Below are 25,479 nucleotides of genomic sequence, written 5' to 3'. Positions count from 1 at the left end.
AAAATCAGTAAAATACTAGTATATACGTCCATGTATAGATATAACCGCTACATATTCTAGTTATATAAAGAGCGCTCTTTAATACTAAAAAAATGAAAAGAGGGAATTTTTTTGAGTGAACAATTAGATAATCAAGTTAGTCAATTCGAACCTTGTCCGGTAGCATCAACTGAACAAATTCCATTAACTAGTGAAATTACTCCAGTAGTTGCTACGCCACTTACGACTCCAACAATTAAAGTTCCAGTTGTACTTGCAGAACCAACACTTCAAATCGTTGTGGAGTCAGATATTACGCTTTCTCCTGCAGCAACTGAAATCAAAAGAGTGAAAAAAAATGTATTCCTAAATCAAGTTAAATTGGTTCCAGTGAGCTTTGCGCGTATTGCGGGCACTGACTTTTTTAGAGTAACAAGAGCTAAATTATTTGTAGCAGGACATATTCGTAAAAATATCGAATATGCTTCATCAGCATGTAGTGGAGCACTTCGAGATAGAATTGCCGATGTTGCGTTTTCTGGTTTTACAGACCTTACATTCCCACAAACGACTGGGGGACCTACTCCAATCTTAGGCATTTCCGAGTTTGCTGAAGCGAACTTCCTGAATGAAGCGACGCAAATGGACGCTCGATTGGATAAAGCTTTCTTCCAAAACCTTGTTAAATACAATGAACAACCATTTGGAGAATTAGTAGCGGCAAACTTCTTTGAACTTGATTTTTCGCCAATCTTGACATCACCAGAGGGAACGTTCAGCACTTTGCGTGAAAAAATTGTATTGGAATTGACTGTAAAAGTACTACAAGTTCAACAAGTCCGCCTTGGTGCTGGCAGTAGTGTAATAACTCCTGTTCTTCTAGGACTTACTCCTCCTACTAGCCCTTAATAGTTTTAAATTTTTGAGAAACACAACAAATAAAAATATTAGTAGTGCAAATCATGGCCAAGGTTTGTACTACTATTTTTTTATGGGTGATGATTTAGTAAGAGATGTTTATGAACGTTTAGGTGCGATAGGTGAAAAATTAGATGGCATTAACCATATTCGTGATACAGCAAACCGTGCTGAAGACAAAGCTGATGAAGCCTTGGCAAGTACGAAAAGTGCTCATCATCGATTAAATAAAATCGATAAAATCGTGTGGTGGGCTTCTACAACTATTATTGGGGCTGTCATTTTAGCATTATTAGCACTTGTTATTAAAACAAATTAGGAGGAAAAATTACAATGAAAATTAATTGGAAAGTACGTTTAAAGCATAAGCCATTTTTAGTGGCTGCCTTTGCACTAATACTGCTTTTAGTCCAACAAATTGGCGCATTATTCGGCTATGATACAACAATCTATAATGAGCGAGTAACAGAGTTATTTAACACTGTGCTCGCTTTTTTAGTGCTTGTTGGAGTAGTTGTTGATCCGACGACAGAAGGTACAAATGACAGCTCTCAGGCATTGAAATACGACAAACCAAAGGATGATGAAAAATGAGTACAAGCATAACAACAACATGTCGAGATCTTGCCGAGCTATTACCAGCTGCAAAAACAGCTTGCTGGTTATTATTCCAGTAGTGTTTTAAAGCCGGAATTAAAAATATCTTCATTACAGAAACATATCGCTCACAGGAACGCCAAAATTACCTTTATGCTCAGAGGCGTACTAGACCTGGGCAAATTGTTACCTGGACATTGGACAGCAATCACAAATCACGACTAGCTTGGGATATTGCTGTTGGTCCTCCTTATTCTTTATATGATGTAACAACACTTACTCGAGTAAGGGCTATTGCACGAAAGCTTGGTATTACATGGGGTGGTGATTGGGTTGGTAGCATTGACCGACCACATTTCGAAGTTAAATCAACTTGGAAGATGCCTACAGGCTATAAGCTAGAGGGCAAATTGAACGTGCCTACTAATAGTAAAGGACAAGTACAACTAATCGTAGAGGATAAAAAGGAGGAAATCAAATTGACTCAAACATGGAATCCCGGTTCCCCAGCTATGAAAACTGAAACGGAGAATTTTATTGCACAGGCGTTTAAAGATGGCATTATTCAGGAATCACACTTAAAGGATTTACAGAATGGTACAATGACCACTGATCGTTTAATTGGGTTGTATATTACGATTCAACAAAGACGAGGAAATAACCTAATCACTTATCGATAAGAGTGCCATCATATTTAATTTAAGTAATTTTTTGGCTATCAAACATGCATATATATGCTCTTTCTGGAAAGAATAATTATATGTTCTTATAAGAAGTGATTTATGTGTTTGATAATGAAGATGTACCATTAAAACCTTTAACTGAATATGAGGATTATGTGGATGAAATAAGAAGATTCACAAAAATATTAGCAGATAGAATCAAAACTGGTGATGATCCCAATGAAGTAATGGGGGATTACAACCAAAACATGAATGATTTAGAGAACAGATTTGTTTCTATAAGAATAGAGGACTATGAATCCGTAAGAGCGAATACAACGTCAAGGGTAATACAAGCTGAAGCAAATAGTGTAGATCCTGGAAAACCAAGACCACCAGCTACAACTGATAGTGAGGAATTTTCAGCTCCAGATGATATGGTATGTATTGATGTTATACCAAACAAAATTGTAGAACAAGGTGATACCGATGGTGGAGAAAAGATTGAGATAAATAATGATGGAACACGTGTGAAAATATGGGTAAGAGCTAGATCACAACGTAAACCACAGGGGAAAAGTCATATTATGATTGCTCCTGTTATTATCTGGGGATATGAATTAGATGTGTCTAATTATTTTTCTCATGAAGATTTTAAGACACTTAAAACTTTAGCTGATGATAGATTATTTAGGCAATTTTGGAGATAAGTTTTAAGCTTAATAAACATAGTGAAAAATGCCAAGCTCTATTTAGTAGTGGCTTGGTCTTTTTTATTTCCAAAAATTACACTTGAATTGTTCAGATTTTGTATAGATTGTTGTGTTATCTTATCCAATGTAAAGTTTTAATATCTTTACTTAAACCTAAACTTCAAACAAATGACCAGGACTCACATTAGATTGAGTGCCTGGTCTTTGTTTATTATTCACCTTGTAATTCCTTTTCTCTAGCATCTATTAGCTGCTTTAATTCCGTTAAATCTTCTAACTCACAATATTTATTAATATAAGTTTTAGCTGCACTATTAGCTGATTGTTTACGTGTTTTTTCACGATTTTTTTCTCGATAAGCTTGTGTAGCACGCTTTTGAGCTTCAGATGTTTTTCTGTCAGTCAACGTTTAACCTCTCCTTTTCATGAAGTATACAACAATATAAAATTAAAGTTAATGCATAAATAACAATCATAGAGAAATCAAAAAATTTAGGCTCTGTCCAGTATGATGAGGATTCACCATGATAAATGGAATTCCATGTGCACAAAGATAGGCAGCTAGATTCATCCAGTAATGACTGGTAGGTTCAAAACCAACTAACACATCGCTTTTTTCATGCGTAGCACGTAAAGCTATTATTCTTTCATAAAAAGTATCGAAACCTTCTCTTGTTTGCGAGAAAGGGAACGATTTTTGGAGCACGCGTCCTCTTTCATCAACCGCACATGCATAATGTGTACGCTTGGCAATATCGATACCGATGACGAGTGTTTTTTCAGAGACTTGATTAATCTTTTGGTTCGTATTAGAATTCATAAATGGAGTCCTCCTATGTGATGATGAGTCAATTTCCCGTTGACACTCATGCATCATACAAGAGGGCTTTTTCTTTTTCAAGCCCCTGAAAATCCTTCTAACAGGAATGCTCCTTATACAGAACGTCCGGTGCCTTTCTATAATTGATTAAATGAAAGGGATAGCCTTCCACATTCAATAGTGCGTGGTGAACCATCATTAGATAATTGGCTGGAGTGGTAGAGTAAATGATGAGATATAATGAAAGAGAACTGTAGTTTAGTGGAATAAACAGTCAGTTATAGAGAACACTTAAATATGAGGTGTTTTCTTATGAAAAAAGTTCTTATTTTAATTATTGCCATTTCTTTTTTTACCGTTTTATCAAAAACTAAAGCAATGATAAATGAATATGAGGAAATTACAAAATCTGATAAAGCAGATGTAACCCTTTTTGCTAAAAAGATGAATGGAGTATATACAGATTTTAAAATTGTTTTTAAAGGTGGTGTCCTTACAAAACCTTATTGGATAAATACAACAAGTCCGACTTGGTCACCGCAAATTATCTATGAGGACATCAATAAAGATAGAAAAAATGAGTTAATCATAATTTTGACCAAGGATACTGGTACTGGAATATTAGAACGAGAAGTTCACGTTTTTCATATCCAAAATCAAAGAATAAATAAGGAGTTTGTTGAAGTACCAGTTGAAGTGCTGGTTGATGACCCGATTGCTATTGTATTAAAAAACGTAAAGACAGAGTTATTACCTAACAAAGCCATTATTAATATTGGAAAAAAGAAATTTACAATTAATATCAAACCTTTAAAAATTGAACCTGAACATTTATTTCCTGATATATACTTTGGCAATCTTATCAACTTTGAAATAAATGACAATCAACTTATTGCGAAAATTGGAGGTCAAATTTCTCCAGTAGGTGGGAGTATAGGGGATATTCAAATTACGTATATGTTTAAGGATAAAATGTATCAAGCAAAATCAATTGAATTTAATCCAAATGAATAATGTATTGTTCAACAAACGTAATGCTTTAGTTCAATAATCCATGAAAGACCACTCCGTGATTGAGTGATCTTTTAAATCTTAAAAGTATTGATTTTAAAAGGATTGTGTTATTATAGTTCACGTATCTAAATTAAGTACATTAAAAAATAAAAAGTTAAGAAACACAGTGTAATGTGATGTTGAAAGGATGATATATTTTATGAGCTACGAGCTTCCGAAAACCGTATCTCTATATACTCTAGGTTGTAAAGTAAACCATTATGAAACTGAAGCTATTTGGCAGCTGTTTAAGGAACAAGGCTATGAGCGTACTGAATTTGATCACCAAGCAGACGTTTATGTCATAAATACATGTACCGTAACAAATACTGGAGATAAAAAATCACGTCAGGTAATTCGTCGAGCTATTCGTCAAAATCCTGATGCTGTCATTTGTGTTACAGGTTGCTACGCTCAAACGTCTCCAGCAGAAATAATGGCGATTCCTGGTGTAGATATTGTTGTAGGAACACAGGATCGTACAAAGTTACTTGGCTATATCGATCAATATCGTACTGAACGACAACCAATTAATGCTGTACGCAACATTATGAAAAATCGTGTCTATGAGGAATTAGATGTACCCGCATTTACTGACCGTACACGTGCTTCTTTAAAAATTCAAGAGGGCTGTAATAACTTCTGTACTTTTTGTATTATTCCATGGGCTCGTGGGTTAATGCGCTCCCGAGATCCTAAGGAAGTATTGCACCAAGCACAACAATTAGTGGACGCAGGCTATCTTGAAATTGTACTAACAGGCATTCATACAGGTGGCTATGGACAAGACTTAAAAGATTATAACTTAGCGCAGTTACTACGTGATGTAGAAGCAAATGTGAAAGGCTTAAAACGCTTACGTATTTCTTCAATTGAGGCTAGTCAATTAACAGACGAAGTCATTGAAGTTTTACGTGAATCAAATATTGTTGTTAATCACTTACACATTCCAATCCAATCAGGCTCAGACACAGTTTTAAAACGCATGCGTCGTAAATATACAATGGAATTCTTTGGTGAGCGCTTAACAAAATTACATGAGGCATTGCCAGACTTAGCTGTTACATCTGACGTCATTGTAGGTTTCCCAGGTGAGACGGAAGAAGAATTTATGGAAACGTATAACTTTATCCGGGATCATAAATTTTCTGAGCTGCATGTATTTCCATTCTCTCCTCGTACAGGAACACCAGCTGCACGTATGGAGGATCAAATTGATGAGGAAATTAAAAACGAACGTGTTCACCGCTTAATTGCATTAAATGACCAATTGGCGAAGGAATATGCCTCTCGCTTTGAAGATCAAGTTTTGGAGTTAATTCCAGAAGAGTTTGTTCATGATGGTAGTGAGGAAGAAGGACTATTAACAGGTTATACAGATAATTACTTAAAAGTAGTCTTTGAAGGCCCTGAGAGTCTAATTGGACAGCTTGTGAAGGTGAAAATTACACAAGCAGGATACCCTCATTCTAATGGACAATTTGTGCGTGTGTTAGAAGCAGTTAAATAAATAAAAGGATTGCCTTTTTTTGATAGGGCAATCCTTTTTGTTTTGTAAAGGGTAAAAAGCCCAGAGCGAGAATTACAGTAAGTTGATCGAAAAAGTATGAAGCAGAGCGGAAATGGGATAAAGCTGATCAAAAAGAAATGAAGCGGAGCGAAAATGAGAGCAAGCTGATCGAAAAGGGAATGAAGCAGAGCGGAAATGAGAGCAGGCTGATCGAAAAGGGAATGAAGCAGAGCAGAAATCGGAACAAGCTGATCAAAAAGAAATGAAGCAGAGCGAAAATGAGAGCAAGCTGATCGAAAAGAGAATAAAGCAGAGCGAAAATAGGAACAAGCAGAGCGAAAATGGAATAAAGCAGAGCCAATTGATTAAAAGAAGTAGAGTTAAAGTAAGAATCTCTATTTAGAATGAATGTAAGCAAGTCTAACCATTGATTAAATAAAAGAAATTAGACGTTATCGTTAAAAAATGATATGATTCCAAGAGGTACGTACAACTTGGAATGCGAAGGAGAGTTTTAAAATGGGACAAAATTTTGCACGTATGATTGATCATACTTTATTAAAGGCTGAGGCTACGCAAGAACAAATTGAAAAACTTTGTGCTGAGGCAAAACAATTTAGCTTTGCTTCAGTATGTGTAAATCCGACATGGGTTAAGTACAGCAGTGAATTATTACAAGGATCGGACGTTTTAGTATGTACAGTTATTGGTTTCCCGCTGGGCGCTAGTACATCAGCGGTCAAAGCATTTGAGGTAAAAGATGCAATTGCGAATGGTGCAAAAGAAGTGGATATGGTCATTAATATCGGTGCGTTAAAGGATAAAAAATATGATGTAGTACAAGCTGATATTGCAGCAGTGGTGGAAGCGGCAAAGGGTAGTGCACTTGTGAAGGTTATTATTGAAGCATGCTTACTGACAGAGGAAGAGAAAGTGAAGGCATGTGAATTATCGGTGGCAGCAGGTGCAGATTATGTGAAAACGTCAACAGGTTTTTCTACTGGTGGCGCAACAGCAGAGGATATTGCTTTAATGCGTAAAACAGTAGGTCCAGAGCTAGGTGTAAAAGCTTCTGGTGGTGTACGAAGCTTAGAGGATATGAAAAAGATGATTGAGGCAGGGGCTACTCGTATTGGAGCAAGCTCGGGTGTAGCAATTATGAATGGCTTAATTTCAGATTCTAATTATTAATACTACTGAAAATCCTTATATAGTCAGGGATACGGGGCTGTTCTTTATGAACTAGCCCTGCTTGCATTTATTTTGCCCTTCCAATAGGGTTGAGAATTTTTTTTCCTTATTCTATAATAGAAGTACTATTTCATTAAAGGGTGAACTTTTTGTTAATTGTAGAATTCTAATCTGAATCAACGTAATAGCTTAATTTTGTCGAATAAATCGCCCGTTTTGGGTGTTATTTGTTGTGCAAAAAAAGCAAGATTAGAATTAGTTAGCTTTGTATAAACATTTAACGCGACTAATTTTAGTCGCGTTTTTCTATTCGTTGATTTAGACAATTTTAATCTTTTTTTCTTATTAAAATTGAGAGGACGAATCTACAATGCAAAAACAATTACAACAAATTACAGCTGACATGCAGCTTGAAGAACACTATCACACATTAGAGAAAGCTTTGCTTGCTTTATATTTCCATAATAATTGTACAACTAAATCTTTAGCTTATATGACAGACTTACCGATACCTATCGTTTCAGCAATGAAAAATGAATTTGCTAAAAAGGGCTGGGGGAAACACAGCTTAACGAAAAAGGGCCAGCTAGCTATTTCGCAATATTTTCAACTTTCAGGTGCCGATACGGATCTCTACCTTCAATTAACGACAGATGATGCATTTCGAATAGAGTGGATTACACAAAATACAAGTGAATTAAGCTATATTTATGATGCTAGACCTACAGCTGATGTGGCAATTGATCAAGCCAAATGTACAGTTGAGACAGCATTAAAACGGGCATTGCTTGCATTAGATTATTCGATGCTATTCAATAAGCGTATTTTGTGTTTAGGTGATGACGATTTCATCAGTATTGCTCTAGCGTTTTTACTTAAGAAAATTGCTCCACATTCTACAACTAAAATTGTTGTGTTAGATATTGATAGGCGGGTTTTGAGCATAATTAGTAAAATAGCTAAAGATTATGAGCTTCCGATTAGAACAGATTATTATAATGTTCAGGAGCCCTTGCCAAATCGATATGCCCATCAGTTTGATTGTGTATACACAGATACACCATATACTTTAATTGGCGCCCAGCTTTTTTTATCACGTGCAATTAATGCTCTAAAACCAGAAGCAATGCGGCATGTGTTTTTTTCCTACGCGAAACGTAGTTACCGGAAGCAGTGGCAATTGCAGCAAGGCTTACATGCCATGGGCTTTGTGATTAACAGTATTCAATATGATATTAATACCTATGAAGGTGCGCAGATATTAGGGGCTACAAGTCAATTATTTGTATTACAAACAACAGAGCAAATGACTCCCAATATCCCTAATCACCGTAAATTTACAAGGCCAATTTATACAGGTGAGATTGAGCGGAAATCTGTTGTTTATCAGTGTATGCATTGTCAACATGCACTTACAGTTGGTACTGGCAATCAATATGTTACAATTAATCAGCTTCAATCCAGTGGTTGTCCGAGTTGCAAAAATAAAAAGTTTTCACAAATTAAGAGAACAGTAAAGAAAGCACAAACCCAACATGCATTAGGCCATCATATTTTATTAGAATTGCATGAGTGTGACGGTGCATTACTGAATGACATTCAACAAATTAAAAAGATTATGTGTCAAGCCGCCCTAATAGCAAAAGCAACGATTGTGACTGAACATTTCCATCATTTTTCACCTTATGGGGTTAGTGGTGTAGTTATTATTCAAGAATCACATTTAACGATTCATACTTGGCCAGAATACGGATATGCGGCAATAGATGTTTTTACTTGTAGCAGTAAATTATCTCTACAAGAGGCTGTTCAATATATTACTGAGCAATTTAATGCTGGAAATGTCACGCAGTACTACCAGTATCGGGGCAAATAGATGGGCTGTCCTAGAAGTCATCCTTAAAATGAAACAGGGGGTGTTTCTGACAGCTCCTTAAATAGCTGCATTGTTAAAAAGTGTTAACATTTGTTAAGGGAATAAATAATATTAATTAAGCCTAATGAAAAAAACTTTTATAGCAAGGATTACAGGGCTTTTCGTTATGAACTAGCCCTTTCTTTTTTAAATAATCATTCCATTTATTTGGCATAGGGGTTCAAGAAAACTACTTGCATTTATCTTTGACTATAGTTAGAATATTAAATAGTTAGATAATCTAATTAAAAGGTGATGAAATGACAAAATCTAAAAAAATGTTTACGCATGAAGATGATTTGCCAGTATTAGGTTTAGATCCATATATTGAGCTGATTCAAGCATCTTCTTCAAGTAATTTAGATCAAGAAGAAGCAAAATTAGGATTAATGTTGTTATGGTTAAGTGACTACGTTTTAGATGCAATGGATATTGAACTGGCTCCTTTTGGAATTACGGAAAGTAAATTAGATCTACTATTATTGTTGACACTGCATGATGTGAGAAGAGCGACTCCATCTGCAATAGCTGAACGTTTGGGGATTACGAGGGCATCAGCAACTTCAATGATTGATTGGTTAGAAAAGAGAAATCTTGTTATACGCAATCATAGCAAAGAAGATCGCAGAAAAATTTATGTGAGTTTAACAGATGAAGGCCGTGCTTTCGTGGCTAACATTTTGCCAACTTATTGGGCTTCGTGTGCTTCTAGTATGGTCGATTTGGAGCCCGAAGAACGAAAGGTATTTGAAAAGTTGGTGAATAAACTATTAAAATCTATGCAGAGAAAACTAAAGGTGGAACGTTAAACTGTAGCTAGGTTGATACAGTTTAATTTTTAAACATATAATTAGATTATCTAACTATAAGCTAATCAAATTAAAAAGGGGGTTTATTTTATGAATAAAGCAATTATAGAAAACCAAGCAAATTATTCTCTGATGACCTTTATTTTATCTTGGACAGGGATGGTAGTTATGTCTAGTTTGTATTTGACAATACCGCTTCTCAGTCTATTCAGTGAATATTTTCATATTTCGTTGTCTAGGGCAGGCCTCAGTTCAAGTGTTTTTTCACTTGGATTTGCTATAGGATGCTTTTTCTATGGAGCAATATCAGAAAAATATGGACGAAAAAATGTAATTGTTACGGGTCTTTTTTCATTAAGCTGTATAACGTTGCTATTAGGTTTGACTAATGATTATTCTGTCATTTTATTACTAAGAGGATTACAGGGACTTGCAGCGGCTACATTTTCACCAGTAGCACTTGCTTATACGCTTGAAGTATTTCCAAATGATAAAAAAGTGGGAGCAGTAGGTTTTATAAGCACAGGTTTTCTCTTAGCCGGTATTGTGGGTCAGGTATTTAGTGGGTATGTGAGTGAACATACTTCTTGGCATGTCACTTTTTATGTTCTGTCATTAGTTTATCTTGCTACTGCCTTGCTGGTGTTTTGGTTATTACCAAAAGGTGGAGCTGTTAATAAAGCAAAGAATATATGGGAGCCAATGAAAAGGATAGGTATTATTTTTACTAATGGAAATTTGATATTTAGTTATTTGATTGCTTTCGTTCTATTATTGTCCTTTGTAAGTATGTATATTATTTTGGGGGAGTACCTTACAAGTAAATCTTTTGGAATGAGTAGTCAAAAGTTGATTTATATTCGATCTATTGGTGTATTTGGAATGATCCTGTCCCCTATTGCGGGGAAATTATCAAAGCGTTTGAATGTCCTGTCAGTACTAAAAGGAGCTTTGACTCTTTCTATTATCTCCTTATTAATGATGGGCTTTATCTCTAACATCGTTGGTTTATCCTTAATTAGTATTCTATTTGTTAGTGGAATTGCACTTGCGGTCCCTTCATTAGTGTCTCTTGTGGGTCAATTAGGTTGGAACATAGGAGGGATTGCAGTATCTATGTATACTGTCATTTTATTTGCTGGAACAAGTATTGCGCCTATGATATCTGTTTATTTTATGAAAACTGGTAGCTTTACATTTGCATTTATCCTTCTTGCTACAACACTTTGCATTGGATTAATTTCTGCTATGATGATTAGAATCGAAAGTAAATAGCATGTACGTTAGCTCCACTTTGGCTACATGGATTAATAAGTCCGTTCGTCTAATGAGGAGTTTTCTTACCTATTTGCATTGAACAACTAATCTCCCTTCGACTTTTATTCAGAATAAAAGTTTTTTCTACCTCATATACTCCACTGATGTAATTGAATACAGAAGGGAGGAAGCAATGTTTACGCAATATAAGTATTGGAAGCCTTATATTAGCCCATTTGATCCATGTCCGCCTATTAGAGTGAAAAGCTTTGCCACACCCCCACAATTGTATATGGGATTTCAACCACCTGGATTACCTCAATTTCAATCGCCAAGAGAAGCTCTTATGGCTGGAACATTATGGCCGCAATTATTCAGTCCCTATCCAAATCCTGAAAAAGGAGGGGTAAAAAATGAATAAAGAGATGCCGCCCGAATTTTATACATTACTTGAAGAAATTCAAGCCATTGATTTTGTCATTGTGGAGTTAAATCTTTATTTAGATACCCATCCTCATGATTATGATGCCATTCAGCAATTTAATGAAAAAACTGAAATCAGTATGAAGCTAAAAAGAGATTTTGAAAAGAAGTTTGGTCCCCTTATGAATTTTGGAAGAAGCTATTCTAATTATCCGTTTAATTGGATTGATACACCGTGGCCATGGCAAGTCTAACATGAGTGATTAGGAGGAATTTATTTTTGTGGTATTATGAAAAGAAACTCCAATATCCTGTCAGAGTGAGTACATGTAACCCCATGCTGGCAAAATTTTTAATTGAGCAGTATGGAGGTGCTGATGGTGAATTAGCAGCTGCCCTTCGTTATATGAACCAGCGCTACACAATTCCAGATAAAGTGGTAGGGTTATTAACGGATATAGCGACAGAGGAATTTTCACATTTAGAAATGATTGCCACGATGATTTACAAGCTAACAAAAGATGCGACACCAGAGATGCTAAAGGAAGCTGGACTAGGCGACCATTATGTGAATCATGACAAAGCCCTATTTTATCAGAATGCCGCTGGGGCACCGTTTACGGCAACCTATATCCAGGCGAAAGGCGACCCAATTGCTGACCTTTATGAGGATATTGCGGCTGAAGAAAAAGCTCGTGCCACATACCAGTGGATTATTGATTTATCGGATGACACGGATTTAAATGATAGTCTGAAATTTTTACGGGAACGGGAAATTGTTCATTCTCAACGCTTTAGAGAAGCTGTAGAAATTCTTAAGGACGATAAGGATCGAAAAAAAGTCTTTTAATAAATACTTAGTGGCTGTTTCAAAAGATAAGTTCCTTTTGTCACAGCCTATTGCCCATTATTCTATATTTGAAAATAAAGTTAGATCCTTTCGGTGACCAATCATTACTAGGATGTCTTTATCTTCAATTATTTGCTCAGGTGAGGGTGAAATGGTTATATTGCCATCTCGAACAATGGCGATGACACTGACATTATATTTGGCACGGATATCTAAATCTCGAAGATTTTGCCCTGCCATTTTCGATGGAATCATCATTTCCTCAATACTGTACTCTTTTGATAACTCAATATAATTCAGCATATTTGGGGAGAGGAGTTGATTGGCTACTCGTTCACCCATATCTCTCTCAGGATAAATAATCCAATCTGCCCCAACCTTATCTAATACTTGACCGTGTCTTTTACCAAGTGCTTTTGCTATTATCTTTTTTATTCCAAGCTCCTTTAATAAAGAGACGGTTAGAATGCTTGACTGCATATCAATACCTATTGCGACAATCACACAATCAAAATTTGTGATTCCTATTGAGGTAAGCGCCTTTACTTCGGTTGTATCCGCAATGACAGCATGTGTTACATAGGACTCTGCATCTTCAACTCGTTCCTCGTTAATATCGATTCCTAAGACTTCGTGTCCAGCTTCGTTTAATCGGCGGGCTACGCTTACCCCAAATCTGCCTAGACCAATAACAGCATATTGTTTGATAGTCATTTTACGCGATGCTCCTTTATTATTGCTATCCAATCATAATATTTCCCTTAGGATGGTGGTAAGATTCCTGTTGGCGACGTCTAGTAATGGCAAAAGCAATCGTTAATGGACCTAATCTACCTGCAAACATTGTCAATATGATCAGTATACGCCCTCCAACGGATAGCTCAGGTGTAAGTCCCATGGAAAGTCCAGTTGTGCCAAATGCAGAAGTAGCCTCAAAAAAATACATCATAAATGGATGCCGATGTTCGATGATGCTCAAAATAATAGTCACAGACACAACAATAAGCATGCCACACATGGTGACCGTTAAAGCTTTTAGAATTGTTTCATGCACCATTCTGCGACTGAATAACACAACATCTGTTTTCCCTTTTAATTGAGACCACATCGTAGCCGTTAAAACCGCGAACGTTGTGATTTTGATTCCTCCAGCAGTGGAACCAGAGCCTCCTCCAATAAACATGAGCCAAATCATTAAAAAGAGCGTTGAGTGCGTTAAATCACCGATAGGGAGAGTATTTGAGCCAGCAGTTCTGGGCGTCACAGCCTGATAGATTGAACCTAGAATTTTCCCCCAATCTGACAAAGGTCCAAGGGTTTTACTATTTCCGTATTCAAATAAAAAAATAAGAATTGTTGAACCTATTGTTAAAATAAATGTTGTTGATAATACAATTTTTGAATGAACAGAAAGGCGTTTGGTATTTCGGTATTCAAACAGTTCGTTCAGCACTATAAACCCTAAACCTCCAATTGTAATAAGAGCACATATTGTTAATACAACGAAAGGGTCATCTACATAGCCTGTTAAGCTCTGAAAGTCTCCCATGATATCAAAGCCAGCGTTATTGAAATTTGATATGGCATGAAAAAAACCAAAGTAAACAGCTTTACCTACTGGCATATCAAATGAAAAGCGAATGGATAAAATAATACCACCTATTATTTCAATACATGCTGTAAATAGCAGAATTCTCCTCACGAATTTTACTAGCCCAGCCATTGTTAGATTATTAAAAGCCTCTTTTAATAAAAGCCTTTCTTTTAAAGATATTTTTTTTCCCACTAGCAAAAATAATAAAGTGGCAAAGGTCATAAAGCCCAGTCCGCCAATTTGAATTAGAAATAAAATAACTAATTGACCGAACAGTGAAAAGGTGTCACCGGTATCTACAACTATCAATCCTGTTACACAGGTAGCGGATGTGGCTGTAAATAAAGCGTCAATCAGCGCCAGTCCTATGCCATCTTTCGTTGCTATGGGTAGTGTCAACAAAAAAGATCCAAACAAAATAATAATGGCAAAGCCAATCACGAGAATTTTTGGAGGATTTAATTTATTTTTAAGGAATTTCATTTCATAATGTTCTCCTCAACTGTATGGTATTTATCTATTTATAATGTTGTCCAAAAATAACTGTAAAATTCTTAAGGGAATTGAACCAAAAATTCGTCTAAATTATTCGTACACTTTCTATTGACCATTATTAGACAATACGGTATAATTCTTTAGTACACAACTGTTGGTTATTTGCCTATTTGTGTATTGACGTGTGTTCGGAGGGAGGGAAAGAGAGATGTCAAAAACTGTCGTTCGCAAAAACGAATCGCTTGAAGATGCTCTTCGCCGCTTCAAACGTACTGTATCAAAAAGTGGTACAATTCAAGAAGTTAGAAAGCGCGAGTTCTACGAAAAACCTAGCGTAAAACGTAAAAAGAAATCAGAAGCTGCACGTAAACGTAAGTGGTAATTTAATTTCCCATTAAAAATCCCTACGTTCATAACACGCAATTGTATGATTCACTGAGCAGACAAAAATATACCTGAAGTTAATCTTTTTTGATTAATTTCAGGTATTTTACATTGTGCTCAAATTTGCGTACATATAAAAGGCCGAATGTAATCTTTCAGATTTATTCGGCTTTTTACACATATAATGATGATGAAATACTAAAGATTATGCCATACAAAGGATTTATTCGCTGTATATTAAAAACATGTGAAACTTTTTACAAGGTCAGTCGTATATACAAGAGAGAAGCATGTAAGAAGGGAGGGAAAAAGATGCGAAGATGGAGAATCCTCAGCTATCTTTTGGTTATTTGGATGACTTTTTTGTTAGCGTTTCCACTAACATCTGCTTTTGCAAGTAGTAAGGTCTATCACATACCGATTCATAATGAAGTAGAACGAGGACTTCACGCATTTTTAGAACGAGCTTTTAAAGAGGCGGAGGAAAATCATGCTGAGGCAATTATTTTAGACATTCATACGCCAGGTGGTTTCGTGAATGTAGCAGGGGATATCGCTATGTTAATGGATGCGACGCCTATAAAAAAAATTGCGTTTATTAACAAAGATGCCCATTCAGCAGGTGCCTTTTTAGCCTTACATGCAGATGAAATCTACATGGTCCCAAATGGAACAATCGGTGCGGCTGCGGTGATTGACTCAGTAGGAAAGGCCGCGGATTTAAAGGCTCATAGTGCATGGGTTGCTCAAATGGAAGCAGCTGCAGAGGCGAAAAATCGAAACCCATTATATGCGCGAGCAATGGCAGATGTATCTGAGGATTTATCAGAATTTCGAGCAGGGAAGGGAAATTTATTAACGTTATCAGCTTCAGAAGCAGAAAAAGTTAAGTATTCAGAAGGAACGGCTTCGAATTTCCAAGAGCTACTAGAGAAAACAAAGTTAAAGGGTAGTGAAATCGTATCGATCGAACCTACTTTTTCTGAAAAACTTGCTCGATTTATAACAAATCCAATTATTGTACCAATTTTATTATCAATTGCTAGCTTAGGACTTGTGATGGAGCTATATTCGCCAGGTTTCGGTGTTCCGGGTATAATGGGATTGTCAGCACTTGGATTATTTTTCTTTGGGCATATGGTGGCAGGCTTAGCTGGTTATGAATCTTTACTGTTATTCGTTTTAGGCTTAGCGCTTGTCATTGCAGAGTTTTTTGTCCCCGGTGGTATTGTTGGTATTTTAGGTGGCGTGCTAATATTACTAAGTCTCATACTGGCAGGTGCAAGCATAATGCAAATGATTATAGCGATTTTCATTGCGCTTGTTGTTGCTATAATAGGAATGGTGATCCTGATGAAATTTTTCGGTAAAAAATTGCATGTCTTAAACAAATTAGTGTTGATGGATGCGACGACGACGGAAGAGGGCTATGTGTCTAATATTAACCGCACGGAGTTGCTTGGAAAAGTAGGAAAAACGATTACCCCCCTACGTCCTGCAGGTACGATACTATTTGGAAATGAGCGCATTGATGTGGTATCAGAAGGTGGCTATGTTGATGCTGGGAAACATGTAGAAATTATTAAAGTAGAGGGCTCACGTATTGTTGTGAGACCATCAGTAAAAGAGATGGAGGAATAATAAATGGGATTTGATTTAGCCTTAATAGGTCCAATTGTCGGGCTAGTCTTATTATTTATTGTGGTTGCGGTATTCTTTACCTTTGTACCAGTAGCACTGTGGATTTCTGCACTTGCGGCAGGTGTCCGTGTTAGTATTTTCACTTTAATCGGAATGCGTTTACGTCGAGTAATTCCATCACGAATTGTGAATCCTTTAATTAAGGCGCATAAAGCAGGTTTACCTGTAACAATTAATCAACTTGAGAGTCACTACTTAGCAGGTGGTAATGTTGACAGAGTTGTCAATGCGTTAATCGCAGCCCATCGTGCAAATATCGAGTTAACATTTGAACGCTGTGCAGCTATTGATTTAGCAGGACGTGACGTTTTAGAAGCTGTGCAAATGTCTGTAAACCCTAAAGTAATTGAAACACCATTTATCGCAGGTGTTGCGATGAACGGGATTGAAGTAAAAGCGAAGGCACGTATTACTGTGCGTGCAAACATCGAACGTTTAGTAGGTGGTGCTGGTGAAGAAACAGTTATTGCCCGTGTAGGTGAGGGGATCGTTTCAACAATCGGTAGTGCTTCTAGTCATACAACAGTTCTGGAAAATCCAGATATGATTTCTCAAACAGTTCTTTCTAAGGGCTTAGATTCTGGTACAGCATTTGAAATCTTATCGATTGATATTGCGGATGTTGATATCGGTAAAAATATCGGTGCAGAATTACAAATTGAACAAGCTCAGGCAGATAAAAATATTGCTCAAGCGAAGGCTGAGGAACGTCGTGCTATGGCGGTCGCAAATGAGCAGGAAATGATTGCCCGTGTTCAAGAGATGAAAGCCAAAGTAGTAGAAGCAGAGGCTGAGGTACCACAAGCGATGGCAGAGGCACTTCGTTCAGGAAATCTTGGTATAATGGATTACATGAACTATCGTAATATTCAAGCAGATACAGCTATGCGAGACTCAATTTCTAAAGTGAGCTCAGATAAACCAGAAACAAATGAACCTAACGTCTAAAAAAACGGAAAGGAGCGGTACTAATATATGGAACAATTAATTATATTTGCGATAATTGCCATAGTCAGCTCTATTTTCGGTAAATCAAAAACAAAAAAAGAACACAAGCAAATGCCGCCTTTTAATAAGGATTCCCATGTTGATCCACCCACTTTGGCAAAAGCTGAAGAGGTTCCTTCCCAACGACCTGTTGTTAAACCACAAAACTTTGAGGATTTTGCACGCGAGTTTTTAGGCGAGTGGAAGAACAATGAGCCTAAGGCAGAACGGACGAAGAACATTGTCGAAGAAAAAGGCAAGGAGGAAGTGCCTAGCTACGTGGCACCACCAATCGTTCCAAGTGAGTCAGTGAGTCGTTCCTCAAATCGACAAAGTAATGTTCGCTTAGAAGCTGGGAAAAATAATAAAGCAGGGGCTCACTCGCAATCTGCTTTTCAATACCCAAATTCAAAAAATTCTTTGATGCAAGCGGTTGTCATGGCAGAGGTTTTAGGTCCTCCCAAAGCAAAAAGAAAATAACTAGCATGTCCTCCTTTTTCGAAGCATATATTGCCGAAGAAGGAGGCATTTTTTTATGAAAAAATTATTTCAGTTGACGCCGCTGCTTGAATTATCACAATATGAAACATTAAAAATTATTGGCCCATATCGTTTTCTTCATGCAGACGCTTCATCATGCTCCTTTATTTATGCTGACTTTCATATAATGGTGCGAGGAAAATCATTGGACATTCATGCTCTTAAGGAAGAAATGCTTCATCTTTCTGTAGAGGATTTACAAGAACTTCATGTGAAAATGACAAAGGATATGGGTGTGAGGGATAATGTGGAATAACCGACCAATTATCATACGTATAAAGCGCCATGAAAATGTTCATCCTTTTATTCAAGCATTGCACGTACAGCATGTGCCATTAAAGCGTGTTGTTTTTCGCGAGCAAGAGGTTACCTTTGAAACGACGATGCATTATTTGCCAAAGATTCGTCGTGTACGTAGGCATTTCCGACTGAAGATGGCTGTCTATTATGCGGATGAGCTTCAAGTTTTTCGGGCACAGCTTTGGACCTTACTTGGTTTGGCAATGATGATTGCCATTCCATTGCTATGTGCACAAGTTATTTGGCGTGTTGACATTGAAGCAGCGTCACCAGAATTAGAGCAACGTATTGGCAACACCTTTCAAGAAACCTTTCAATTAGAAACGCCTATGTCTAAAAAAATTTTACCATCTGATGCTGTTATTCGTCAGAAGCTACTAGAAACGCATCGAGATCTATCATGGGTGCACATTGAAAAGCATGGAGGACGTGTTATTTTACGACCTCAGGAATCACCTAAACAAACAAAAATAACGAATGAAAAGCTTGCCTCACATTTAGTTGCAACGAAAAGTGGTGTTATTACACATTTTAATATTCAAAATGGTGAACGGAAAATTTCAGTGAATGATACTGCCTACGAAGGTGACGTTCTTGTAAGTGGTGTAATTGAAAGTGGTACTGATCAAGTGTTTGTGGGTGCAAAAGGTGAAGTCTATGCTGATTATTGGCTGGAGTGTTCTTTTAAAATTCCAACAAAAATAACATTAGAAACACTGCAACAGAAGGAATGGCGTGTATTAGTGAAGGGCATCCATCAAGAAAAAATTGACTATGTGCAAAAGAAGGATTTACCGAACTGGCTTGATCCATATGTTTCAATTGTGGAAGAGCAGAATACTAAAAAAATGCAGGTGGAGCTTGATAAATCCAAAGTTGATTCATTACTTTTACCATTATTACATGAAAAGGTTATCCGTTCATTACCTGCGAAAACGGTCATTAAAAAAGAAAACCTTTTACAGGTAAAGTGGGGGAATGGTACAGTTGAAGGGAAAGTTCTATTTTTAGTCAATGAAAACATTGCAAATCCAATACAAGGCCAACAAGGAGAATGATTATGTCAGAACATTTAACTGTTTTACAAGTGGATAATCCTAATGAAGCGGTAATGCTACTTGGAATTTCCGATGCCAATATGAAATTAATCGAAGAAGCCCTTCAAGTTCATATTATTACACGTGGAGAGCAAATTCAGCTAGCTGGTGAAGAGGATGCAAAGGAACAAGCGACATTTCTTTTACATGCACTTTTAAAAGTCATCCGCAAGGGAATTAATATTGATCAACGTGATGTTGCAACAGCTATTGAAATGACACAAAAAGGAACAATCGAATATTTTGCAGAACTTTATGATGAGGAAATAGCACGTACAACAAAGGGAAAACCGATTCGCGCAAAAACAATTGGTCAACGAGAATACATACAAGCAATCCGTCATAAAGACGTTGTTTTCGGTATTGGTCCAGCGGGTACTGGGAAAACGTATTTAGCGGTAGTCATGGCAACACAAGCACTAAAAAATGGACACGTAAAACGTATTATTTTAACACGTCCTGCAGTAGAAGCAGGAGAGTCCTTAGGCTTTCTTCCAGGAGATTTGAAGGAAAAGGTGGATCCATATTTACGACCACTCTATGACGCTTTAAATGATATCTATGGAGCAGAGCAAACACAGCGTCTAATTGAACGAGGCACAATCGAAATTGCACCATTAGCTTATATGCGTGGGCGAACATTAGATGATGCCTTTGTCATTTTAGACGAAGCTCAAAATACGACACACCCGCAAATGAAAATGTTTTTAACGCGTTTGGGCTTTGGCTCGAAAATGGTCATTACTGGCGATAAAACGCAAATTGACCTACCTAAAAATACAGAATCTGGATTGATTGTAGCAGAACGTACATTAAAATATGTTAAACCAATTCATTTCCAAATACTAGAGCAAGGTGATGTAGTACGTCATCCAGTCGTTGCAAAAATCATCCAAGCTTACGAAGATCAACAGCTTTAGAAGGGTCTCTTTTTAAGCGACCATTCTAAAGAAGCACCGAAAGTGAAGAGAAACGTAACGGCAGGCAAATGAAACGACAGATGATGCCCTAAATTCTACGTGTGTCATGTAGTATTAGAAATGCTCATGCTTAAAATAATACACACGAATTTATGGTTTTAGCGCGAATTTGGTTGTAAAATGGGAAATAATGTGACAGCTATACTAAATTGTATAGCTGTTTTTTGCTTTCTTATACATTTTTCGAGAAAAATGTTTTTTGAATTGGTATGATAGTAAGTAGATAGAGGAGGTGCCGAATGGAGAAACAACTTCGAAAACTTACTGAACTAATTGGTTTTCGCTATTTTTTAATTGTCGTTCTCATCTTAACAGGGTCCCTGCAATTTGCCTTTATGTATGGCAATGTTAAAGGTGTTACATATGATTTCAAGCCACTACAATTAGCGCCTGAAACAGTACGATCAACAAAAACGATTGAAGACACTTATAAAACACAGCAAGAACGAGAGAAAGCAGCCAATGCAGTTGCGCCAGTCTATCAATTTTCAGAGGATGTCGCAAAGCAACGTGCTGCCATTGTTACATCTTTATTTGACTATGTACTTGAAGTGAAGAAAGATGTTGAGAAAAGCAAAGAACCGGTTCCGAATGTGGACCAAGTGGCACAGCTTCGCAAAAAATTTGAATCCATTGATTCAGATCAAATGCCTATCATCTTTACGGATTCGCAGTTAGAAGGGTTGCTCATACAAAGTGAGGCAGATTTAACAAGAACAAGTACTCAACTTTCTAAGCTAGTCCAAGAATATTTACAGAAATCCATTCGTGCTGAAAATGTATACGCAGCACAAAATGATTTTGAAACGAAAATTCGAGGACAGCGAGGCTATCCAGATAGAATTTACAATACTGTCGTTTTAATTGGGCGTACAAGTATTATCGAAAATGAAACAATTAATGAGGAACAAACGAAAATTCGTAAGGAGCAGGCAAAAGAATCGATTGAGCCAACTCGAATTCTTCAAGGCCAAATTATTGTACAGGAAGGTCAAATCATAGATAACGAGGCGTTTCGTCAATTAGAGCTTTTAGGTATGGTGAGTAATAAGGCATCCCTAAAACCGATTGCGGGTCTTATGATTTTAATCTTCCTGCAAATGATGTTTATGTTTATTCTGTTTGAACGCTGGGAGGCAGACGAGCATAAAAAAAGGAATGCCTTATTGGTAACAGGTATTGTGTATACCCTCTCTGTCGTGTTGATGAAATTTATTAGCCTAGTCTCAGGAGGCTTTGACGTTACTGTTGCATTTCTATTTCCAACAGCCCTGGCGACAATGCTGGTCAGATTATTAGCGAATGAGCGTGCCGCAGTTTTGATTACAGTCATGACGGCTGCATCAGCGGGAGTGATTTTTCAAGAAGGGTATTCATCTGTTATGCAGATGGAAATTACACTATATATTATTTTTGGAGGCTTTGCGAGCATCTTCTTTATGCGTAGTGTGGAAAAACGTTCGCATATTTTACATGCTGTAGGTGTCATTGGTTTAGTCAATATAGCATTTATTGCTTTCTATTTACTGATGACACAATCATCCTATGGTTTGTCTGAGTTGCTATTTTATTTTATCGCAGCCATGTTATCAGCCTTACTTTCAGGAGCTCTGACAATGGGTCTTTTACCATTCTTTGAATCAGCATTTGGTCTATTATCATCGTTGCGTTTAATTGAGCTTTCTAATCCTAACCACCCGTTGTTGAAAAAGTTATTAATGGAAGCACCCGGAACATATCATCATAGTGTAATGGTTGCAAATTTAGCAGAAGCAGCATGTGAGNNTGAGGAAATTGGGGCAGACGGTTTATTAGCACGAGTTGGGTGCTATTATCATGATATTGGGAAAACAAAGCGTCCAGCATTTTTTATTGAAAATCAGATGTCAGGGAATAATCCACATGATTCGTTGCCACCAGAGACGAGTGCAGAAATTATTATTGCACATACCACTGATGGTGCTGAAATGTTAAAACGCTATAAAATGCCTCAGGAAATCATTGATATTGCCTTGCAGCACCACGGAACAAGTTTGTTAAAATTCTTCTTATACAAAGCAAAGGAAGAAGGAAAAGATTTTGATGAAGCAAAGTTCCGCTATCCTGGTCCAAAACCTCAAACAAAGGAAGCTGCTGTGATTAGTGTGGCGGATAGTGTTGAAGCGGCAGTGCGCTCAATGAAGGAACCTAATGCAGAAAAAATTCATAAGCTTGTACGAGCTATTATTGATGACCGCGTACAGGATCATCAGTTTGATGAATGCGATATTTCAATAAAAGAGTTAAAATGTATAGAGCGAGTACTTTGTGAAACGCTGAATGGAATTTTCCACTCGCGTATTGAATATCCAAAGGCAGATAAGTAGGAGGATCTATGATTTTAACAATTGATTTTACAGATGAAACAAATGAAGTGGCAAAAGAGCATATGGAGCTTGTTGAGCAGCTGTTACAGCAGGCTGCAAAGATAGAAAATATTGAGCCCGAAACAGAGGTGTCGGTGACCTTTGTTACAAATGAAGCGATTCAAGAAATAAATCGGGAATACCGTGATAAGGATCAACCAACAGATGTAATTTCATTTGCTCTAGAGGAATTAGGCGAAGGTGAAATAGAAGTTACCTTTGAAGGAATGCCTCGTATTTTGGGAGATATCATTATTTCAACGGATCGTACAAAAGAACAAGCACAGGAATATGGTCATTCATTTGAAAGGGAATTAGGATTTTTAGCGGTCCATGGATTTCTACATTTATTAGGATACGATCACATGGTGCCTGAAGATGAAAAGATTATGTTTGGTAAGCAGGACGAGATTTTACAATCTTTTGGCTTAGGACGGGATTAAATGAATGTTCGCAAATATGTACGCTCTTTTAGCTATGCGTTTACGGGGATAAAGACGGCTTGTGTAGAGCAAAACTTTAAGTCACATTTGCTTAGTGCAGGTGCTGTATTGATTGCTGGCTATTTTACGGGGCTATCACGTATGGAATGGTATATTGTACTTTTGCTAATAGCACTTATGTTTGCGCTTGAAATGGTGAACACTGCAATTGAACGTGTTGTGGATTTGGCATCACCGAATATTCATCCACTAGCAAAGCAAGCGAAAGATCTTGCGGCGGGCGCAGTACTTGTATTTGCGATATTCAGTGCTATAATCGGATTACTCATCTTTATGCCGAAATGGTTTTAGCTTTACTCATTTTTTCGACCATACAGGATTAGCAAGCTGAAGTATTATGATTTATTTAGCAAAAGGAGAACTTTGATGACAATTGATATGCATGCATTACTAGAAGAATCAAAAAAGGCGCGCGAAAAGGCATATGTCCCTTATTCAAAATTTAAAGTAGGTGCAGCCCTTTTAACAAAAAACGGCGAGGTTATCCATGGTTGTAATATTGAAAATGCTGGCTATAGTATGACTAATTGTGCTGAACGAACAGCATTTTTCAAGGCCGTGTCAGAAGGAATTTATGACTTTCAGGCAATTGCTATTGTTGCTGATACAGACGGTCCATGTGCGCCGTGTGGAGCTTGTCGTCAAGTAATGATAGAGTTTTGCGAGCCTTCCATGCCTGTCTATTTAACAAACTTAAAAGGTGATGTAACAGTAACGTCAGTTGGCGAATTACTACCATTTGCATTTACAACGGAGGATTTAGAGAATGCTGGAAACTAATACTGGCTATAAGTCAGGCTTTATCTCCATTATCGGTCGACCAAATGTTGGGAAATCAACATTCTTAAACCGTGTTATTGGTCAAAAAATTGCGATTATGAGTGATAAGCCACAAACAACACGAAATAAAGTACAAGGTGTACTAACAACTAATGATAGCCAAATGATTTTTATTGATACACCGGGAATTCACAAACCAAAGCATAAACTTGGTGATTTCATGCTTAAAGTTTCTAAAAATACATTGCGAGAAGTGGATGTTATTATGTTCATGGTCAATGCAGAGCAGAAACTAGGAAAAGGTGATGAATTCATCCTTGAAATGTTAGCGGGGAATCCAACACCTGTCTTTCTAGTCATCAATAAAATTGATCAAGTCCATCCTGATGAATTAATAGGAATCATTGAGAGCTACAAAGAACGCTATAACTTTGCAGAGATTGTACCAATTTCAGCATTACAAGGAAATAATGTGGAAAATCTGCTGGCAACATTAACGAAATATTTACCAGAAGGTCCACAGTACTATCCAGCAGACCAAGTAACAGACCATCCTGAACGATTTATTATTTCAGAGTTAATTCGTGAAAAAGTATTACATTTAACACGCGAGGAAGTGCCACATTCTATTGCAGTCGTTATTGATAAAATTCGCCGAGATGAGGAAAATGAAGATAAAATTCATGTTGCAGCTACGATTATCGTGGAAAGAGATTCTCAAAAAGGCATTGTGATCGGTAAACGCGGGGCACTATTAAAAGAAGTAGGCATACGTGCACGAAAAGATATTGAGATGCTTCTTGGTTCGAAAGTGTATTTAGAGCTTTGGGTAAAGGTGCAAAAGGATTGGCGAAACAAATCCACGCATTTACGTGATTTTGGTTTCCGTGATGATGAATATTAAAGGTTATGCTGTTAGCGAAATAACAATATAACCCATTGATCGTTTGAATGGAGCTGTCCAAAAAAGTGTTTTTGGAGAGCTCTATTTTCATGGAAATTTGTTGAAAGGAGGA

General features: G+C 37.0%; 30 protein-coding genes. 26 read left to right on the top strand and 4 right to left on the bottom strand.

Annotation, left to right across the window (positions count from 1 at the left end; all coding sequences use genetic code 11):
* Positions 1-111: 111 nt before the first annotated feature.
* The 5 genes from B2R82_RS23470 (at position 112) to B2R82_RS23450 (ending at position 2,866) form a co-directional block, all read left to right on the top strand.
* Positions 112-888: a CsxC family protein gene (locus B2R82_RS23470; RefSeq protein WP_286927372.1), complete on the top strand. Its 777-nt coding sequence runs from the start codon at positions 112-114 to the stop codon at positions 886-888.
* Positions 889-970: 82 nt separating this feature from the next.
* The gene (locus B2R82_RS23465) at positions 971-1,216 is read left to right on the top strand and encodes a hemolysin XhlA family protein (protein WP_286927371.1); all 246 of its coding nucleotides are present in this window, start codon (positions 971-973) and stop codon (positions 1,214-1,216) included.
* 14 nt (positions 1,217-1,230) lie between these two features.
* Positions 1,231-1,491: a phage holin gene (locus tag B2R82_RS23460; RefSeq protein ID WP_286927370.1), complete on the top strand. Its 261-nt coding sequence runs from the start codon at positions 1,231-1,233 to the stop codon at positions 1,489-1,491.
* 200 nt (positions 1,492-1,691) lie between these two features.
* Entirely contained in the window at positions 1,692-2,174 is a 483-nt protein-coding gene (locus tag B2R82_RS23455) for a M15 family metallopeptidase (protein WP_286927369.1), read from the top strand.
* 104 nt (positions 2,175-2,278) lie between these two features.
* Entirely contained in the window at positions 2,279-2,866 is a 588-nt protein-coding gene (locus B2R82_RS23450) for a hypothetical protein (protein WP_286927368.1), read from the top strand.
* A gap of 214 nt (positions 2,867-3,080) precedes the next feature.
* Here B2R82_RS23450 and B2R82_RS23445 read toward each other — a convergent pair whose 3' ends face one another.
* Both B2R82_RS23445 and B2R82_RS23440 read right to left on the bottom strand, forming a co-directional pair.
* Positions 3,081-3,275 (bottom strand): hypothetical protein, encoded by a 195-nt coding sequence (locus tag B2R82_RS23445; protein ID WP_286927367.1) that lies wholly within the window; start codon positions 3,273-3,275, stop codon positions 3,081-3,083.
* A gap of 66 nt (positions 3,276-3,341) precedes the next feature.
* Positions 3,342-3,689, bottom strand: a complete 348-nt coding sequence (locus B2R82_RS23440; RefSeq protein ID WP_286927366.1) for an IS110 family transposase — start codon at positions 3,687-3,689, stop codon at positions 3,342-3,344.
* Between the two features lie 312 nt (positions 3,690-4,001).
* Between B2R82_RS23440 and B2R82_RS23435 the strand changes: the two genes are divergently transcribed.
* The 9 genes from B2R82_RS23435 to B2R82_RS23395 all read left to right on the top strand — a co-directional run bounded on the left by B2R82_RS23435 (position 4,002) and on the right by B2R82_RS23395 (position 12,697).
* Entirely contained in the window at positions 4,002-4,703 is a 702-nt protein-coding gene (locus B2R82_RS23435; protein WP_286927365.1) for a hypothetical protein, read from the top strand.
* Between the two features lie 199 nt (positions 4,704-4,902).
* Positions 4,903-6,252 carry a tRNA (N(6)-L-threonylcarbamoyladenosine(37)-C(2))-methylthiotransferase MtaB gene (gene mtaB, locus B2R82_RS23430; protein ID WP_286927364.1) on the top strand — a complete coding sequence of 450 codons (1,350 nt, stop codon included), beginning with the start codon at positions 4,903-4,905 and terminating at the stop codon, positions 6,250-6,252.
* 519 nt (positions 6,253-6,771) lie between these two features.
* Entirely contained in the window at positions 6,772-7,443 is a 672-nt protein-coding gene (gene deoC, locus B2R82_RS23425; protein WP_286927363.1) for a deoxyribose-phosphate aldolase, read from the top strand.
* A gap of 370 nt (positions 7,444-7,813) precedes the next feature.
* The gene (speD, locus tag B2R82_RS23420; RefSeq protein WP_286927362.1) at positions 7,814-9,319 is read left to right on the top strand and encodes an adenosylmethionine decarboxylase; all 1,506 of its coding nucleotides are present in this window, start codon (positions 7,814-7,816) and stop codon (positions 9,317-9,319) included.
* Between the two features lie 299 nt (positions 9,320-9,618).
* Complete coding sequence (locus B2R82_RS23415; protein ID WP_286927361.1) at positions 9,619-10,167, top strand: MarR family winged helix-turn-helix transcriptional regulator; 549 nt, start codon at positions 9,619-9,621, stop codon at positions 10,165-10,167.
* Between the two features lie 90 nt (positions 10,168-10,257).
* The gene (locus tag B2R82_RS23410; protein ID WP_286927360.1) at positions 10,258-11,442 is read left to right on the top strand and encodes an MFS transporter; all 1,185 of its coding nucleotides are present in this window, start codon (positions 10,258-10,260) and stop codon (positions 11,440-11,442) included.
* 175 nt (positions 11,443-11,617) lie between these two features.
* Entirely contained in the window at positions 11,618-11,845 is a 228-nt protein-coding gene (locus B2R82_RS23405) for a spore coat associated protein CotJA (RefSeq protein WP_283868757.1), read from the top strand.
* The gene (locus tag B2R82_RS23400) at positions 11,838-12,101 is read left to right on the top strand and encodes a spore coat protein CotJB (protein ID WP_283868756.1); all 264 of its coding nucleotides are present in this window, start codon (positions 11,838-11,840) and stop codon (positions 12,099-12,101) included. Before B2R82_RS23405 ends, B2R82_RS23400 begins: the two co-directional genes overlap by 8 nt.
* A gap of 26 nt (positions 12,102-12,127) precedes the next feature.
* Positions 12,128-12,697 (top strand): manganese catalase family protein, encoded by a 570-nt coding sequence (locus B2R82_RS23395; RefSeq protein WP_286927358.1) that lies wholly within the window; start codon positions 12,128-12,130, stop codon positions 12,695-12,697.
* Positions 12,698-12,754: 57 nt separating this feature from the next.
* Here B2R82_RS23395 and B2R82_RS23390 read toward each other — a convergent pair whose 3' ends face one another.
* Entirely contained in the window at positions 12,755-13,411 is a 657-nt protein-coding gene (locus B2R82_RS23390) for a potassium channel family protein (protein WP_286927356.1), read from the bottom strand.
* 25 nt (positions 13,412-13,436) lie between these two features.
* A complete protein-coding gene (locus tag B2R82_RS23385) occupies positions 13,437-14,774 on the bottom strand; it encodes a TrkH family potassium uptake protein (protein ID WP_286927353.1) in 1,338 nt (445 codons plus the stop codon).
* A gap of 220 nt (positions 14,775-14,994) precedes the next feature.
* On the opposite strand from B2R82_RS23385, the gene rpsU reads away from it, so the two are divergent.
* From rpsU to era, 12 genes are all read left to right on the top strand, one after another.
* Complete coding sequence (rpsU, locus tag B2R82_RS23380; RefSeq protein ID WP_004227078.1) at positions 14,995-15,168, top strand: 30S ribosomal protein S21; 174 nt, start codon at positions 14,995-14,997, stop codon at positions 15,166-15,168.
* A gap of 314 nt (positions 15,169-15,482) precedes the next feature.
* A complete protein-coding gene (locus tag B2R82_RS23375) occupies positions 15,483-16,811 on the top strand; it encodes an NfeD family protein (protein WP_286927347.1) in 1,329 nt (442 codons plus the stop codon).
* Between the two features lie 3 nt (positions 16,812-16,814).
* A complete protein-coding gene (floA, locus tag B2R82_RS23370) occupies positions 16,815-17,819 on the top strand; it encodes a flotillin-like protein FloA (protein ID WP_286927346.1) in 1,005 nt (334 codons plus the stop codon).
* 27 nt (positions 17,820-17,846) lie between these two features.
* Complete coding sequence (locus B2R82_RS23365) at positions 17,847-18,338, top strand: hypothetical protein (RefSeq protein ID WP_286927345.1); 492 nt, start codon at positions 17,847-17,849, stop codon at positions 18,336-18,338.
* Between the two features lie 55 nt (positions 18,339-18,393).
* Positions 18,394-18,654: a hypothetical protein gene (locus B2R82_RS23360; RefSeq protein WP_283868750.1), complete on the top strand. Its 261-nt coding sequence runs from the start codon at positions 18,394-18,396 to the stop codon at positions 18,652-18,654.
* Positions 18,644-19,756, top strand: coding sequence for a sporulation protein YqfD (locus tag B2R82_RS23355; RefSeq protein ID WP_286927344.1), 1,113 nt, complete (start codon positions 18,644-18,646; stop codon positions 19,754-19,756). Before B2R82_RS23360 ends, B2R82_RS23355 begins: the two co-directional genes overlap by 11 nt.
* A gap of 2 nt (positions 19,757-19,758) precedes the next feature.
* A complete protein-coding gene (locus B2R82_RS23350) occupies positions 19,759-20,715 on the top strand; it encodes a PhoH family protein (RefSeq protein ID WP_283868748.1) in 957 nt (318 codons plus the stop codon).
* A 299-nt stretch (positions 20,716-21,014) separates the two neighbouring features.
* Positions 21,015-23,141 (top strand): HD family phosphohydrolase, encoded by a 2,127-nt coding sequence (locus tag B2R82_RS23345; RefSeq protein WP_286927343.1) that lies wholly within the window; start codon positions 21,015-21,017, stop codon positions 23,139-23,141.
* Between the two features lie 8 nt (positions 23,142-23,149).
* A complete protein-coding gene (ybeY, locus tag B2R82_RS23340) occupies positions 23,150-23,623 on the top strand; it encodes an rRNA maturation RNase YbeY (protein ID WP_054771148.1) in 474 nt (157 codons plus the stop codon).
* On the top strand, positions 23,624-23,974 hold the full coding sequence (locus B2R82_RS23335) for a diacylglycerol kinase family protein (protein ID WP_286927342.1): 351 nt from the start codon (positions 23,624-23,626) through the stop codon (positions 23,972-23,974).
* A 75-nt stretch (positions 23,975-24,049) separates the two neighbouring features.
* A complete protein-coding gene (locus B2R82_RS23330; protein WP_286927341.1) occupies positions 24,050-24,463 on the top strand; it encodes a cytidine deaminase in 414 nt (137 codons plus the stop codon).
* A complete protein-coding gene (era, locus tag B2R82_RS23325; RefSeq protein ID WP_286927340.1) occupies positions 24,450-25,367 on the top strand; it encodes a GTPase Era in 918 nt (305 codons plus the stop codon). Before B2R82_RS23330 ends, era begins: the two co-directional genes overlap by 14 nt.
* Positions 25,368-25,479: the final 112 nt, after the last annotated feature.

Source organism: Lysinibacillus sp. UBA6686 (assembly GCF_002455205.1).
Classification (GTDB): domain Bacteria; phylum Bacillota; class Bacilli; order Bacillales_A; family Planococcaceae; genus Lysinibacillus; species Lysinibacillus pakistanensis.
This window is presented reverse-complemented; position numbering and strand designations above follow the sequence as displayed.